At 48.7% G+C, this 14,516-nt stretch carries 15 protein-coding genes; all 15 read left to right on the plus strand.

Annotated features, from left to right (window positions below):
• The first annotated feature begins 9 nt into the window (after nucleotides 1–9).
• The 15 genes from ACSZLD_RS10235 (at nucleotide 10) to ACSZLD_RS10305 (ending at nucleotide 14,512) form a co-directional block, all read left to right on the plus strand.
• On the plus strand, nucleotides 10–411 hold the full coding sequence (locus ACSZLD_RS10235; RefSeq protein ID WP_444685108.1) for a cytidine deaminase: 402 nt from the start codon (nucleotides 10–12) through the stop codon (nucleotides 409–411).
• A complete protein-coding gene (gene era / locus ACSZLD_RS10240) occupies nucleotides 401–1,309 on the plus strand; it encodes a GTPase Era (protein WP_444685109.1) in 909 nt (302 codons plus the stop codon). The genes ACSZLD_RS10235 and era overlap by 11 nt, the downstream gene beginning before the upstream one ends.
• 21 nt (nucleotides 1,310–1,330) lie before the next feature.
• Nucleotides 1,331–2,107, plus strand: coding sequence for a DNA repair protein RecO (gene recO, locus ACSZLD_RS10245; RefSeq protein WP_377910743.1), 777 nt, complete (start codon nucleotides 1,331–1,333; stop codon nucleotides 2,105–2,107).
• 272 nt (nucleotides 2,108–2,379) lie between these two features.
• Nucleotides 2,380–3,264, plus strand: a complete 885-nt coding sequence (gene glyQ, locus ACSZLD_RS10250; RefSeq protein WP_377910953.1) for a glycine--tRNA ligase subunit alpha — start codon at nucleotides 2,380–2,382, stop codon at nucleotides 3,262–3,264.
• Complete coding sequence (glyS, locus tag ACSZLD_RS10255) at nucleotides 3,257–5,338, plus strand: glycine--tRNA ligase subunit beta (RefSeq protein WP_444685110.1); 2,082 nt, start codon at nucleotides 3,257–3,259, stop codon at nucleotides 5,336–5,338. Before glyQ ends, glyS begins: the two co-directional genes overlap by 8 nt.
• Nucleotides 5,339–5,369: 31 nt before the next feature.
• The gene (gene ccpN, locus ACSZLD_RS10260; RefSeq protein ID WP_377910741.1) at nucleotides 5,370–5,999 is read left to right on the plus strand and encodes a transcriptional regulator CcpN; all 630 of its coding nucleotides are present in this window, start codon (nucleotides 5,370–5,372) and stop codon (nucleotides 5,997–5,999) included.
• Between the two features lie 15 nt (nucleotides 6,000–6,014).
• On the plus strand, nucleotides 6,015–6,833 hold the full coding sequence (locus ACSZLD_RS10265; RefSeq protein WP_377910740.1) for a pyruvate, water dikinase regulatory protein: 819 nt from the start codon (nucleotides 6,015–6,017) through the stop codon (nucleotides 6,831–6,833).
• Nucleotides 6,834–7,043: 210 nt separating this feature from the next.
• Nucleotides 7,044–7,514, plus strand: coding sequence for a DUF188 domain-containing protein (locus ACSZLD_RS10270; protein WP_444685111.1), 471 nt, complete (start codon nucleotides 7,044–7,046; stop codon nucleotides 7,512–7,514).
• Entirely contained in the window at nucleotides 7,511–9,310 is a 1,800-nt protein-coding gene (dnaG, locus tag ACSZLD_RS10275; RefSeq protein WP_377910738.1) for a DNA primase, read from the plus strand. Before ACSZLD_RS10270 ends, dnaG begins: the two co-directional genes overlap by 4 nt.
• A 35-nt stretch (nucleotides 9,311–9,345) precedes the next feature.
• The gene (gene rpoD / locus ACSZLD_RS10280; protein ID WP_377910737.1) at nucleotides 9,346–10,461 is read left to right on the plus strand and encodes an RNA polymerase sigma factor RpoD; all 1,116 of its coding nucleotides are present in this window, start codon (nucleotides 9,346–9,348) and stop codon (nucleotides 10,459–10,461) included.
• A gap of 140 nt (nucleotides 10,462–10,601) precedes the next feature.
• Nucleotides 10,602–11,102, plus strand: a complete 501-nt coding sequence (locus tag ACSZLD_RS10285; protein WP_444685112.1) for a hypothetical protein — start codon at nucleotides 10,602–10,604, stop codon at nucleotides 11,100–11,102.
• Nucleotides 11,103–11,128: 26 nt separating this feature from the next.
• Nucleotides 11,129–11,851, plus strand: a complete 723-nt coding sequence (locus ACSZLD_RS10290) for a glycerophosphodiester phosphodiesterase (RefSeq protein ID WP_444685113.1) — start codon at nucleotides 11,129–11,131, stop codon at nucleotides 11,849–11,851.
• Nucleotides 11,852–12,006: 155 nt separating this feature from the next.
• Nucleotides 12,007–12,384 (plus strand): c-type cytochrome, encoded by a 378-nt coding sequence (locus tag ACSZLD_RS10295; RefSeq protein WP_377910734.1) that lies wholly within the window; start codon nucleotides 12,007–12,009, stop codon nucleotides 12,382–12,384.
• Between the two features lie 299 nt (nucleotides 12,385–12,683).
• Nucleotides 12,684–13,397, plus strand: a complete 714-nt coding sequence (locus ACSZLD_RS10300) for a tRNA (adenine(22)-N(1))-methyltransferase (protein WP_440898555.1) — start codon at nucleotides 12,684–12,686, stop codon at nucleotides 13,395–13,397.
• Complete coding sequence (locus tag ACSZLD_RS10305; RefSeq protein WP_444685114.1) at nucleotides 13,394–14,512, plus strand: Nif3-like dinuclear metal center hexameric protein; 1,119 nt, start codon at nucleotides 13,394–13,396, stop codon at nucleotides 14,510–14,512. The genes ACSZLD_RS10300 and ACSZLD_RS10305 overlap by 4 nt, the downstream gene beginning before the upstream one ends.
• Nucleotides 14,513–14,516: the final 4 nt, after the last annotated feature.

The raw sequence follows: 14,516 nt of genomic DNA on the forward strand, positions 1-14,516 counted from the left end.
GTGGTTACTATGAGTAAAGAAATGTTAATGAATCAAGCAGTTGAAGCGATGGATCGGGCCTATGTTCCGTACTCCAAATTTCCGGTAGGGGCAGCCCTGCAGACCGCTCAAGGAATTGTTTATACAGGATGTAATATTGAAAATGCCGCATATAGCATGTGTAACTGCGGTGAGCGGACAGCGATCTTTAAAGCGGTTTCGGAGGGGGAGCGCGACTTTCAGGCGATTGCAGTAGCAGCGAATACCGAAGGGCCCGTTTCGCCGTGCGGTGCATGCAGGCAGGTCATGGCAGAATTGCTGCAGCCGGAAACAGCGGTTTATTTAACAAATACAAAGGGAGATGTGCAGGAAACAACCGTTGCAGACCTGCTGCCCGGAGCTTTTTCAAAGGATGATTTACATGGAAAATAACGACTATAAGTCTGGTTTTGCCGCCTTAATTGGCAGACCAAACGTGGGGAAATCGACCCTGTTAAATCAGCTTCTCGGCCAAAAAGTCGCGATCATGAGCGACAAACCGCAAACGACAAGGAACCGGATCCAAGGTGTCTATTCGGAAGAACGGGGACAAATTGTCTTCATAGATACGCCAGGGATTCACAAACCGAAGCACCGTCTCGGAGATTTTATGTCAAAAACCGCTGTAACAACGCTTCGAGAGGTGGACATCATTCTGTTTCTTGTAGACGCAGAGGCTGGCATGGGAAAAGGCGATGAATTTATCATGGACCGCCTCGCAGGTGTAGAAACTCCGGTTTATCTTGTTATCAATAAAATAGATCTGGTTCATCCTGACAAGCTGCTTCCGCTTATCGAATCATATATGAAAAAGCACGCGTTCACCGAAGTGATTCCGGTATCCGCGAAAGACGGAAACAATGTAGATGCTCTAGTGACTCAGGTGTTCGAGCGTCTCGAAGCGGGACCGCAGTTTTATCCTGAAGACCAGGTCACGGATCACCCGGAGCGGTTTCTAATGTCTGAGATGATCCGTGAAAAGGTGCTTCATTTAACACACGAAGAAATCCCCCACTCAGTAGCAGTGGAAATCGAACAAATAAAAAAACGGGAGACGAGTGACACGATTTATGTGGGGGCAGTGGTTGTAGTCGAACGGAGTTCCCAAAAAGGAATCATTATCGGCAAGCAGGGACGGATGCTCAAGGAAATCGGCAAGCTCGCCCGTCAGGATATTGAAACAATGCTCGGCTCGAAAATTTTTCTTGAGCTTTGGGTCAAAGTAGAGGAAGACTGGCGCAATAAGCCAAAGCAGCTGCGCGGATTCGGCTATGATCAGGATGAATACTGACCGCTGAGGGAGGCAGTTTACGTGCTTCATAAACTGGAAGGAATCGTGCTCCGGACAACAGATTACGGAGAAACCAATAAAATTGTGACGGTATTTACCGAACAATCAGGTAAAGCTGCGCTGATGGCAAGAGGAGCTAAAAAAACGAAAAGCCGCTTCGCTCCCGCTGCCCAGCCGTTTATACAGGCTGTGTTTGTGTATTCAAAGGGAAGAGGGATGGGAAGCCTGTCGTCAGCAGACATTATTGATTCCCACCGTCATATCAGGAGCGATCTGATTAAAACCGCTTATGCTTCGTACGCAGTGGAGCTGTTGGATAAACTGACGGAAGACAATCAAACGTATCCCGGTCTGTACGAGCTGCTGTATCATGTGCTGCAGCATATGAACGGGGAAGAAGATCCGGAGGTGCTGATCCGGCTCTTTGAAACGAAGATGCTCTACGTAACCGGCGCAGCGCCAACCCTTCACGCCTGCGTCAACTGTGGAACAGTTGACGAGCAGCTGCAGTTTTCTCTGGAGCATGCGGGGGTGCTATGCAGAGACTGTATTCATCTGCGCCGCTACACTCTTCCAGTAGGACCGGCAGCTGTCAGACTGATGCGTCTGTTTCAACAGATCAGTCCCTCGCGAATCGGGAAAACATCCGTAAAGCCTGAAACGAAAAAACAGCTGAAGGTGCTCCTCGATGCGTATTATGATGAGTATGTCGGCGTCTATGTCAAATCGAAACGCTTTTTGGAGCAGCTGGAAAAGATGGATGATATTTATGTTGACAGAAACGATGATCTTTCGTAAGATTTAGAAACGATACTGCGTAGAAGAAAAGTAGTAGCTGAGAGATACGTCCTACAGCGAATCCGGAACAGTGGAAGCCGGATGACACCCTCCTTAGTGAAGGCATTTCGGAGCAGGCTAGCTGAAAGAGGCGCTGAACCGGCGCAAATAGGGTGGAACCGCGGGAGACAACGACTCTCGTCCCTATATCCGTAACTGGTGCGGATATAGGGACGGGAGTTTTTTCGTTCCTGCACCGATACGAGAGCAGACTAACAAGGGGGAAATGCATGATGAATGTACAGGAAATGATTCTGACGCTGCAAAAATTCTGGGGAGAACAGAACTGTCTTCTGCTTCAGCCCTATGACGTGGAGAAAGGCGCAGGCACAATGAATCCAATGACGTTTCTAAAAAGCATCGGCCCTGAACCGTGGAACGTAGCCTATGTAGAACCGTCAAGAAGACCCGCAGATGGCAGGTACGGCCAAAATCCGAACCGGCTCTATCAGCACCACCAGTTTCAGGTAATCATGAAACCTTCACCTGATAATATCCAGGAGCTTTATTTGGAAAGCCTGCGTCAGCTCGGGATTGATCCGTTGAAGCACGATATCCGATTTGTAGAAGACAACTGGGAAGCACCGACGCTTGCGGCCTGGGGCCTCGGATGGGAAGTGTGGCTGGACGGGATGGAAATTACGCAATTCACCTATTTTCAACAAGTAGGCGGTCTGGATGCAAGTCCGGTATCGGTTGAAATTACGTACGGTCTTGAACGGCTCGCTTCGTATATACAAGATAAAGAGAACGTGTATGACCTGGAGTGGGTGGATGGTTTTACTTACGGGGATGTATTCAGGCAAAACGAATATGAACAATCAAAATACGCATTTGAAACTGCCGACCGAAGCATGCTGTTTGACTTGTTCAGCACGTACGAAAAAGAGGCTGCTTCCTGCTTGCGCGAAGAGCTTGTAATACCAGCTTACGATTATGTTTTGAAATGTTCACACGTCTTTAACCTGCTCGACGCCCAGGGAGCTATCTCTGTTACGGAGCGGGGCGGCTACATTACACGCGTTCGAAACCTGGCAAGAGAATGTGCGAAAACGTATTATGCTGCGAGAGAAACACTAGGATTTCCAATGTTGAAGGAGGAACTGAGCCATGAGTAAATCGACACTGCTGCTTGAAATCGGTCTGGAGGAAATGCCGGCCAGGTTCGTAACAAGTGCCAGACAGGAACTTCAAAGCAAAGTGGAGGCCTGGCTTAAAGATAAGCGGTTGACATATTCGGCGGTTACCAGCTTTTCTACTCCAAGACGACTCGCGGTAAAGGTGAATGACGTTCCCGATCAGCAGCCTGATATGGAAACAGAAGCTCGCGGACCTTCTGAAAAAATTGCCTTAAACGACGGAGAATGGACGAAAGCGGCTCTCGGATTTGCAAAAGGGCAGGGAGTATCAACAGAGGATCTGTACTTGAAAGAGGTAAAAGGGGAACGTTACGTATTTGCCTTAAAGAAGACGACAGGTAAGCGTACAATGGAGCTTCTTCCGGAGCTTCGCGGCGTGCTGCTTGCTATCACGTTCCCGAAAAACATGAAGTGGGGCTCTTATCAGCTTCGTTATGTCCGGCCGGTCAAGTGGCTGACAGCCTTGTTTGGGTCTGAGGTGATTCCGTTTGAGATCACAGGTATTTCAACAGGAAAGATCACACACGGACACCGCTTTCTCGGCGACGCTGCTGATCTTACCAGCGCGGACGTATACGAGGAAGAGCTGCTGAGCCAGCATGTTATCGTAGACCCTCACAAGCGAAAAGAAGCAATCCGCACGCAGATTCAGGACATTGCAGCAGAGGAAGGCTGGGAAATCCCAATCGACGAAGCGCTGCTTGAAGAAGTAACGAACCTGGTCGAATACCCTACAGCTCTTTCCGGGTCTTTTGACGAAAGCTTTTTGAACGTGCCGGACGAAGTGCTCATTACTTCGATGAGGGAGCATCAGCGATATTTTCCAGTGAAAAACAAACAAGGGAAGCTGGCGCCTCACTTTATTACTGTACGCAACGGGGACCACCTTCACCTGGATAATGTCCGTCGAGGCAATGAGAAAGTGCTGCGCGCAAGACTTGCAGATGCCGAATTCTTTTATGAAGAAGACCTGAAAGGCTCTCTCGAATCACGACTCCCGAAGCTGGCATCAATCGTCTACCACGAAGAGCTTGGTACGATGGCAGATAAAACAGCACGCATTGAAGCAGGAGCCCTGCAGCTCGCCTCGCTGCTGCATGGGGAAGGAAGCCTTCAGCAGACCGTTCAGCGGGCGGCCAGACTGTCCAAAGTAGATCTCGTCACGCATATGGTCGATGAATTTCCAGAGCTCGAAGGTTTGATGGGAGAATATTATGCGATCCACGACGGAGAGCAGCCGGATACAGCGAAAGCGATCCGTGAGCACTATCTTCCAAAGCATGCAGGAGATTCACTCCCGGAAACAGAAGCAGGAAGAATCGTCAGTACAGCGGATAAGCTTGATACGATCTTAACAAGCATCGGCATCGGGCGCATCCCTACGGGCTCTCAGGATCCGTATGGTCTGCGAAGACAGGCTGCAGCGGTATTGCAAATTTACCTGGACGGAAACTGGTCCTTTGATCTTTTTGCATTTATTCAGAAGCTGCTCGGGATGCTCGATGAAAACAAGCTGCTGAATAGACCGCACGAAGAGGTGTTTAAAGACGTCAAAGATTTCTTTGAACTTCGCTTCCGTCAGCTGCTGAAAGATAGAGGCATTCGCTATGACGTAACAGATGCCGTTATCCGTTCCGGCTGGAACGTTCCTGCTCAGGCAGTTGCGAAAAGTGACTTTCTCATGAACCAGCTGGATAAGGAATCGTTTAAAAAAGATACGGAAGCCTTCAGCCGCGTAACGAACATCTCGAAAAAAAGTTCTCCGGGGCGTCCTGACCCTGCATTATTTCAGGAGGATCAGGAAAGCAGCCTTGCTGAAGCTTGCATACAAGTGGAAGAGCCGCTCCAAACCTCTCTTAATGAGAGAAATGTAGAGCAGGCCTACCGCCAGCTGCAGAGCATCGTTCCGGTCATCAATGACTACTTTGATCATGTGATGGTAATGGCGGAAGATGAGCAGCTGAAACAAAACCGACTGTTCCACATGCATCAGACGGCTTCGCTGATCAGACAGTTTGCTGATTTCCAGCAGATCGTATTTCACTCTGAATAACAGCGTCAGCGATAAGAGAGGCGGTGGCATCATGGAACTATCCGAAAGGCAGCAGAAAATTGTAGAAATTGTGAAAGAAAAAGGGCCGATTACCGGCGAAAAAATCGCAGAGCTGCTCGCATTAACGCGGGCAACTCTAAGGCCTGACCTCACTGTGTTGACCATGTCCGGCTATCTCGACGCCCGTCCGAGAGTAGGGTACTACTATACCGGCAAAACCGGCGGACAGCTGTTTAAAGACAAGCTGCTGAAGCTGAAGGTCAAGGATTTTCAGTCTATACCTGTTGTCATACCTGAAGCAGCTTCCGTATATGACGCGATTGTATCTATGTTCTTAGAAGATGTCGGTACGCTTTTTGTAACAGATGGCCGTAATAAGCTTGTCGGTATCGTTTCCCGCAAGGATTTGCTGCGTGCCAGTATGGGAAAGCAGGACTTGGAGGGTATCCCTGTCAGCATTATTATGACGAGAATGCCAAATGTAACGGTATGTTATCCAGATGAAACCATGCTTGAAACAGCCAATAAACTGATCAGCAAGCAAATTGACGGTCTGCCGGTAGTGAAACAGGATGCAGATGGAAAATTGGATGTCATCGGGCGCCTGACGAAAACCAATATTACCAAGGCTTTCGTGGAGCTTAGCAGAGAAGATGGATAAAAGGAGTGGAGGCGCATGAAGGAACAGGATCATGTCACCGTATATGTGATGTCTGACTCAGTTGGTGAAACAGCTGAGCTGGTCGTTAAGGCGGCCATCAGTCAATTTGAGGAATCGATGACCTCGATCCGGCGTATCCCCTATGTGGAGGATACGGGCACAGTAGATGAGGTAATCGCCGAAGCAAAAGAGAACAATGGGCTGATTGCATTCACGTTTGTGATCCCGGAAACGCGTGAGTATGTTCTGAAGCGCACCGCAGAAGAAGGTCTCCCGGTTTATGATATATTAAGCCCGCTGCTCACGCTGATGGAAGATAGGCTGCAGACAAAGCCTAAAAATGAATCCGGTTTAATTCACACGCTTGATGAGGACTATTTTCGAAAAGTAGAAGCGATCGAGTTTGCTGTAAAATATGATGACGGACGTGATCCGCGAGGCATTCTGCGTGCAGATGTCGTGCTGGTTGGCGTGTCTAGAACCTCCAAGACGCCTCTGTCACAGTATTTGGCTCATAAACGGCTGAAAGTAGCAAACGTTCCGCTCGTACCGGAGGTGGAGCCTCCTGAAGAGCTCTTTTCGATCCAGCCCGAAAAAATAATCGGGCTGAAGATCAGTCCGGAAAAGCTGAACGGGATACGCGCAGAACGGTTGAAAGCACTTGGGCTGAAAGCAGAAGCGAACTATGCAACGATTCAGCGGATTGAGGAAGAGCTCGCCTATTCGGATACCATCATGGACCGGATCGGGTGCCGGGTACTCGACGTTTCCACAAAAGCAGTTGAGGAAACAGCAAACATTATTTACCAGATGGTACAAACAAGATCCTCCTGATAGTAATCTTTTTTCTTTCCAAACCAATAAAAATCAATTATAATGAAACATTGTGGTTACTTGAAATATTTCGCAGAACGACAGGTTGAAAAGAAAACGGACCCTCCTTGTCGGCATACAGTCATTCGCTGCCAGATGCCGGCAAAACGGTTTCCCGTTTATTTCATGTAAACAGGCAGGAAAAACGAGGCGGGGATCGAATATACTACTATGAAGCATTTACATGTTTTCGCAGACGGGGATTCAATTCCCGTGGTACCTCAGCTTATAACACTATCAGAACAGTATGGCTTTCAGCTGGTGCTGGTTCACTCACATGCCCACACCCGTTCCTCACTGCCGGAGAGGGTGAAGACGATCATCGTCGATCAGGGGGCTGATGCAGCGGACTTTCGAATGATCAGCGAAACAGCTGCTGGCGATATTGCTGTAACTGATGATCTTGGCTTAGCCTCTATTCTTTCGGCAAGAGGCGTTTACGTTATTCATTCGAATGGTATCCGCTTCAGGGAGGAAGCAGCGGATGCTGTGCTTGAATGGCGGCATGCGAAGAAAGAGGCCAGACGCCGAGGCATATATGGGAAAGGTCCTTCCAAGCGCAAACGGTCTGCTGACGTACATTTTGAAAATCATTTTGTCGAACTGTTGAAAGCATTGAGAGAAGGCGGGGACGAAGGATGAGCCGTCATATCCCGGAAGAGACTGTAGAAGCAGTCCGGAAAGAACTCGACATTGTAGACGTGATCAGTGAATACGTGGATTTAAAAAAGCAGGGACGCAATTTTTCAGGATTGTGTCCTTTTCATGGGGAAAAAACTCCCTCTTTTTCTGTTTCTCAGGATAAACAGCTCTACCACTGCTTCGGCTGCGGCGTTGGCGGCAATGTTGTGACGTTCGTCATGGAGTATGAAGGACTGTCATTTCCTGAGGCCGTCCAGCAGCTTGCCGGAAAAACGAGCGTTGAACTTCCGGAAGAGGCAGTCAGTCAGGATGAAGAAGAGCAAAACCCTCGTTCCGCCTGGTATAAAGGGCATGAGCTTGCGGCTAAGCTGTATCATCACCTGTTATTAGAGTCTCCTGAAGGAAAAAGGGCCCGGGAGTATTTAAGAGCTCGAGGCTTTACTCGAAAAATGATTGAAACCTTTCAAATCGGGTTTGCACCGGAATCTTGGAATTTTCTTACCGACTTTTTGAAAAAGCGTGGACTTGAACCTGATGATATGGCTGATGCAGGTTTGCTTGCCCGTAAAGCCGATGGAGGCAGAGCCTTCGACCGTTTTCGTGGGAGAATTATGTTCCCGATTTGGGATAAGCGCGGGAAAATTATTGCGTTTGGCGGACGGATTTTGGATGAGGGCAGTCCGAAATATTTAAACAGTCCGGAGTCCGATGTGTTCAATAAAGGCCGTCTGCTGTACCATTTTCACGGAGCAAGACCTGCAATCAGACGTAAAAATGAAGCGGTGCTGTTTGAAGGCTACGTTGATGTTATTTCCGCTTATCGCGCGGGTATAGAACATGGTACAGGTTCACTCGGGACGGCACTTTCACAGGAACAGGCCCGTATGATCAGACGAAATGCCGATAAGGTCGTTCTCTGCTTCGACGGAGACAAAGCCGGACGTCAGGCTTCGTGGAAAAATGCGGACATTCTTCAGGCTGCCGGACTGGAAGTTGCCGTAGCTGTGCTGCCGCAAGGAATGGATCCGGACGACTATATTCAACATCATGGTCCCGAACGATTCGCTGAAACTATCATCGGCAGACCTCTGACTATGATGGAATTTAAATCTGTATTCTTAAAAGAAAATAAGAACATGGAGCTGGAAGCCGATCAGCTGAAATATGTCGAAGAAATGCTCAAGGAAATTGCGGCTCTTCCAAAGGCGATTGAACAGGATCATTACTTGCGACAGCTCCAGGAAGAATTTTCTCTCTCGTATGACGTTTTGAAGCAGGAATTAGGGGAGAAGATCAAGAATACTGTTAAAGCCCGTACAAAGCAAAAGAAAGCTGCTATACAAATGGAAACACAGCAGCATGCCGGACGCAGGCTGATGACCGCAGATGAACGGGCAGAAAGTGATTTAATCAGCTTTATGATGCATTCTCAGGATGCGGCAGCTTTTGTAGAGGAGCGAGTTGGCGCGTCCTTCCAGCAGGAAACGTATCAGGCGCTGGCAGCGTTGTTATACAGTTACTATGCAGCCGGCCATGAGAGCGATCCGGCTGCCTTTATCAGCTCTGTTGAAGATCCTGGTTTGAAAAAAGAAGCAGCAGCACTTGCAATGAAACAGGTTCACCAGGACCTGCCGGAGCAGGTGCTTGAAGACTACGCTGATCAGATTCTTCATCGGGCGCCGATTAAGCGGCGGATTGAAGAGCTTCAGGATCTGATGAAGCGCACGTCTGACGTAGAAGAGCTTAAGCAGTATATTAACCAGCTTGTGGAGCTGAAGTCAAAGCTTCACAGCTGATCATGCCGTTGTGATCATGAGGAAGGAGGGGTCGTATGGCTGAGAAACCAATCCGTCCGCTGACGGAAGGCGATTTGACCATCGATCAGGTAAAGGAACAGTTACTGGAGTCCGGGAAAAAGCGAGGCTCATTGACATACGCTGAAATCACCGAGCGTCTGGGAGCATTTGATCAGGACTCGGAGCAGATGGATGATTTCTTTGAATACCTTGGAGAGCAGGGTGTTGAAATCATTAACGAGAGTGAATCCGTGCCAAGCATTCAGCAGGTTCAGAAGGAAGAAGCAATCGATTTAAACGATCTCAGCGTACCGCCGGGCATTAAGATTAATGACCCTGTCAGAATGTATCTGAAAGAAATCGGCCGCGTTCCGCTTTTGTCAGCCGCCGAAGAAATTGAGCTGGCGAAACGGATTGAAGATGGAGATGAAGAAGCGAAGCGACGGCTCGCAGAAGCGAATTTGCGACTCGTTGTCAGTATCGCAAAGCGCTACGTCGGCCGGGGGATGCTCTTCCTGGATTTGATTCAGGAAGGAAATATGGGTCTGATCAAAGCTGTGGAAAAGTTTGATTACGACAAAGGCTTTAAGTTCAGTACCTATGCGACATGGTGGATCAGACAGGCGATTACCCGTGCTATTGCCGACCAGGCCAGAACAATTCGAATTCCGGTGCACATGGTGGAAACGATCAATAAACTGATCCGTGTGCAGCGACAATTGCTGCAGGACCTTGGCCGTGAGCCGACACCGGAAGAAGTATCCAAAGAGATGGATCTCACTCCGGATAAAGTCCGGGAAATTCTGAAGATTGCACAGGAGCCTGTTTCACTGGAGACTCCTATCGGCGAAGAAGATGACTCTCACCTTGGAGATTTCATTGAGGACCAGGAAGCGCTGGCACCGTCCGACGCTGCAGCATATGAGCTGTTAAAAGAACAGCTGGAGGATGTGCTGGACACACTTACTGACCGGGAAGAGAATGTTCTTCGACTTCGATTCGGTCTGGACGACGGCAGAACGAGGACGCTGGAAGAAGTTGGTAAAGTATTTGGTGTTACTCGTGAGCGAATTCGTCAGATTGAAGCCAAAGCTCTGCGTAAGCTGCGGCATCCGAGCAGAAGCAAGCGTCTGAAGGATTTTCTCGAATAAAGGTGTTTGTTGCATCCCTGCCGCTTAAAGCAGCAGGGGTGTTTTTTTACAGAGCGTTTTCTCGATAAAGAAAGGGCTGCTTATAAGACGGTTCCACCAGAAAGAGAGAAAATCCTTCTGGAAAAGGGGAGCAGGATGAGATGTCAGATAAAGAGGTTATCGTAAGAGAAATACGAAAATGGCAGAAGAATCGGATGCTTCCAGAGCACTATTGTCAGTTTCTTCTGAAGCTTTACGCAGACGAACCTGCTGCGGCAAAGCAACAGCCATGGGGGAAAGCAGCTGCCTGGACGGCATTTTTTATGCTGCTCATTGCTGCCGTTTTCTTGCTGCCGGTGCCTCCGGCTGCGCTAACAGCCTCAGCAGCCACCTTGGCAGCAGGGGTCTCAGCCTACCACACAAGAGCGGGAAGAGGCATGCTCCATCATCTATTTACGACTGCTGGGGCTCTGTTCCTTTTAGCAGCAGCGATTCAATGGAGTGCGTGGATGATGCTTACACCAGGACAAACCGGCATGATGACCGGGGCTGCGGCTGCTGTTTGGCTGGCAGCGGGTCTGTTCTTTAAACGGGTGTATTTGATTGCTGCCGGTGGAGCCGGGCTTGCTGTGCTGCTGTTTTTTATCCTGGCCGGTTTGTAACCAATCAGAAAGGGAGTGTCAGACAGATGGAAATTATCGGACACCGGGGGTTTAAACGTCAATATCCGGAAAATACAATGCTGTCTTTTAAAAAAGCAGCTGAGTATCCGATTGACGGAATTGAATGCGACGTTCATTTTTCCAGTGACAGCGTTCCATTCATCATTCATGATCAAACCGTCGACCGGACGACCTATAAAAGCGGTAACGTGAATACGTTCTCGGCAAAAGAGCTGATACATTTGCGCGCTGATAAGGAGTATGACCGCCGCTACCCGGATGCTGTAATCCCATCACTTGAAGAGCTGTGTGCGTGGATCGCAGCTACAAATCTGACGCTTCATTTAGAGCTGAAGCAGCAGGTACATGTAAAGGCAGGCGTTTTTGCGGACGGATGCCTGGCTGTTTTACGAAAGCATGGACTCGTCGAGCGAACTGTCATTTCAACGTTCTATCATTCCTATATCGCGGAAGTGAAGCGCAGACAGCCGACGATCAGCACAGCGCTGCTGACAAAGACACCATTCCGCCGAGGCGGAAAATATGCCGAAAAGGTTCAGGCAGATGGCATCCACATCCGTCACGGCGTGCAGTCGTCCATGTATTACCGGCCCTGGATGAAGCAGGGGCTTACTGTGAGAGCGTATAACTGCAAAACCAAAGCGGATTTTTCCAGGTGCAGGCGGAGCGGCCTGACAGGGGTCATTACAGATGACCCTGCCCTTATGACCAGTCTGTTAAAACTATGAGCATTTTGTGAACAACCGCTTTCAAAAGCTGGAAAGCTTCTTTTGAAATCTCTTTTCATCTTTTCATATTTCATATACAATAAAAGAGAGCTGAGCTCGGGCACTTATATAAAGCCTTAATTTATCGTACTGGAACGTAAGGGAGGTACATAGCTATGAGAGGTGGACCATTATTTCCATTCGCAGCAACTGCTGCGCTGGGTCTTCTGCTCGTTTTCTTCCTTTCTCTTGTCGGACTTAACATCGGCGGGGAAGAGGCTGCTGAAAATGGAAACGAAAACGAAGAAAATGCCCAGGAAGAAGAATTTGATGACCCGATTGAACTCGGAGAGCATCTGTATGAAGGAAACTGCGCTTCCTGTCACGGCGGTGATCTGGAGGGCGGCACAGGTCCAGCACTGGACGGAGGAGCTTACTCCGAGGAAGAGATTGTAGCTGCGATCAATGAAGGACCAGGATCAATGCCTGCAGGCCTTGTTGAGGACGGAGAAGAAGCAGAAGCTGTGGCAGAGTATATTCTGTCCCAGGAATAAGCATGAACGGCTTGGGCTGCCTCCCTCAATGGTAGCAGCCCTGCTGTATGATTACCTTAACGTGGCAAAAGCCTCAGACTGCAATGGAGTCTGAGGCTTTTTTCAACTACCGGCCCCAGCTGTTTAAAAGGCGCTTCGTCAGGTGTTTGTTTTAGGTAAGATGTTTGTTACGATAGGGTTCAGCTTATGCGTTGCACTTTTACGCTCAAACTAACGACTCTCCGCTGCTGCGGCTGCGTGCATGAAGATTGTATGATATCATCTTTTGATAGAAGCGATAAAAAAGATAAGGAAATAAGGTGACAGTGGTGAACGAACAGCATTTATCCAAGCGGCTGGAGAAAGTCGCAGAATATGTCCTGCATGAAGGAACAATTGCAGATATTGGTTCAGATCATGCGTACTTGCCTGTGTACCTCGTAGGAAACGGGATTTGTGAATATGCAATAGCAGGAGAAGTGAACGAAGGCCCTCTTGCTTCTGCGAGAGAAAAGATTATGCAGAATCAGCTTCAGGATAAGGTAGAAGCTAGACTGGGGAACGGACTAGAGGTTTTAGAGGGGCGCAAAGCAGATACAGTCGTAGTTGCAGGAATGGGCGGACCGTTAATCGCTGATATTCTGGAAAACGGCCAAGCCTATCTCCCGGATGTAAAGCGGCTTGTTCTTCAGCCGAATATTGCCTCAGATCACGTACGGCGCTGGCTGTATAAAAACGGCTGGTCGCTGATCGAAGAAGCAGCTGTTGAAGAGGATGGGCATGTTTACGAAGTGCTCTGTGCGGACCGGTCCGGCGTTAACCCATACAGTAAGGACGACCTGGAAAAGCAGATGTGGCTGGGTCCGTATTTAATAAAACAGCGTAATGAAGCCTTTATGAATAAATGGAAAAAAGAATACGATCAGCTGCAACGAATTAAGGCACAGCTGCAGATGGCAGAAAATGCACGGACCGAAGACCGGCAGAAAGAAATGACACAGAAGCTAAACTGGCTGGAGGAGGTATTGGGATGACGGATGTACATGTTCAGACAGTACTGCAGTTTATGGAACAGCATGCTCCAAAACGATTAGCAGTCGAAGGAGATCCAATTGGTCTTCAAATTGGCTCTGTCAAAAAAAGAGCATCGAAAATCATGATAACATTAGATGTCTTGGAACCGGTTGTAGATGAGGCTGTAGCAAATGGTGTAGATATGATTATTGCGCATCACCCGCTTCTGTTCCGTCCCCTCAAGCAGCTGAACACGGATACGTCCTATGGCAGGGCGGTGGAAAAGCTGATTAAGCACGATATTACCGTTTTTGCTGCTCACACGAATCTCGATGTGGCAGAGGGTGGCGTTAATGACATGATGGCTGACGCCCTCGGAATACGTGATACGGAAGCGCTGGCTCCCGTAACCGAAGAGAAATTCAAAAAAATGGTCGTCTTTGTTCCGCACGATCACGCGGATGCAGTGAGAAATGCGCTTGGTCAAGCTGGTGCCGGTCATATCGGCGACTACAGCCACTGTTCGTTCTCAACAGAGGGCAAAGGAGCCTTTATCCCGGGAAGCGGCGCGAATCCATATATTGGTACGAAGGGAAGGATGGAGCGGCCCGAAGAGGAACGAATCGAAACGATCTTCCCGGCATCATTAGAACGGAAGGTAATTCGGGCGATGCTGGATGCGCATCCGTACGAAGAAGCAGCCTACGATATTTATTCACTTGATAATCCAGGCAGGACCTACGGATTAGGCCGGATTGGAAAGTTGGATCAATCGGTATCGCTTCGGGAATTTACAGAGCGTGTAAAAGAAGCGTTTGGGGTTAATGGAGTCAGGGTTGTAGGCGATTTAGATAAAACGATTACAAAGGCAGCTGTGTTAGGCGGAGACGGCAATAAATATACGATGCACGCGCTTCGTCAAGGAGCAGACGTATACGTAACAGGTGATCTTTATTTCCACGTGGCTCATGATGCCTGGATGGAAGGACTGACAATGATTGATCCTGGCCATCATGTTGAACAGATCATGAAACAGGCGCTTGCTGAACAGCTTTCGTCTTGGCTTAGAGATCAGAAAAGCACGACAGAGGTCATTGTGTCAGAAATAAATACGGATCCTTTCCAGTTTATGTAGTCGA

Origin of the sequence: Alkalicoccus luteus, assembly GCF_052061695.1 — a bacterium.
Classification (GTDB): domain Bacteria; phylum Bacillota; class Bacilli; order Bacillales; family Salisediminibacteriaceae; genus Alkalicoccus; species Alkalicoccus luteus.

Coding starts and splice junctions, on each gene's coding strand:
- ACSZLD_RS10305 (WP_444685114.1), top strand. CDS start 13,394: ATGACGGATGTACATGTTCAGACAGTACTGCAGTTTATGGAACAGCAT.
- ACSZLD_RS10235 (WP_444685108.1), top strand. CDS start 10: ATGAGTAAAGAAATGTTAATGAATCAAGCAGTTGAAGCGATGGATCGG.
- ACSZLD_RS10285 (WP_444685112.1), top strand. CDS start 10,602: ATGTCAGATAAAGAGGTTATCGTAAGAGAAATACGAAAATGGCAGAAG.
- glyS (WP_444685110.1), top strand. CDS start 3,257: ATGAGTAAATCGACACTGCTGCTTGAAATCGGTCTGGAGGAAATGCCG.
- glyQ (WP_377910953.1), top strand. CDS start 2,380: ATGAATGTACAGGAAATGATTCTGACGCTGCAAAAATTCTGGGGAGAA.
- ACSZLD_RS10265 (WP_377910740.1), top strand. CDS start 6,015: ATGAAGGAACAGGATCATGTCACCGTATATGTGATGTCTGACTCAGTT.
- ccpN (WP_377910741.1), top strand. CDS start 5,370: ATGGAACTATCCGAAAGGCAGCAGAAAATTGTAGAAATTGTGAAAGAA.
- era (WP_444685109.1), top strand. CDS start 401: ATGGAAAATAACGACTATAAGTCTGGTTTTGCCGCCTTAATTGGCAGA.
- ACSZLD_RS10295 (WP_377910734.1), top strand. CDS start 12,007: ATGAGAGGTGGACCATTATTTCCATTCGCAGCAACTGCTGCGCTGGGT.
- ACSZLD_RS10270 (WP_444685111.1), top strand. CDS start 7,044: ATGAAGCATTTACATGTTTTCGCAGACGGGGATTCAATTCCCGTGGTA.
- dnaG (WP_377910738.1), top strand. CDS start 7,511: ATGAGCCGTCATATCCCGGAAGAGACTGTAGAAGCAGTCCGGAAAGAA.
- rpoD (WP_377910737.1), top strand. CDS start 9,346: ATGGCTGAGAAACCAATCCGTCCGCTGACGGAAGGCGATTTGACCATC.
- ACSZLD_RS10290 (WP_444685113.1), top strand. CDS start 11,129: ATGGAAATTATCGGACACCGGGGGTTTAAACGTCAATATCCGGAAAAT.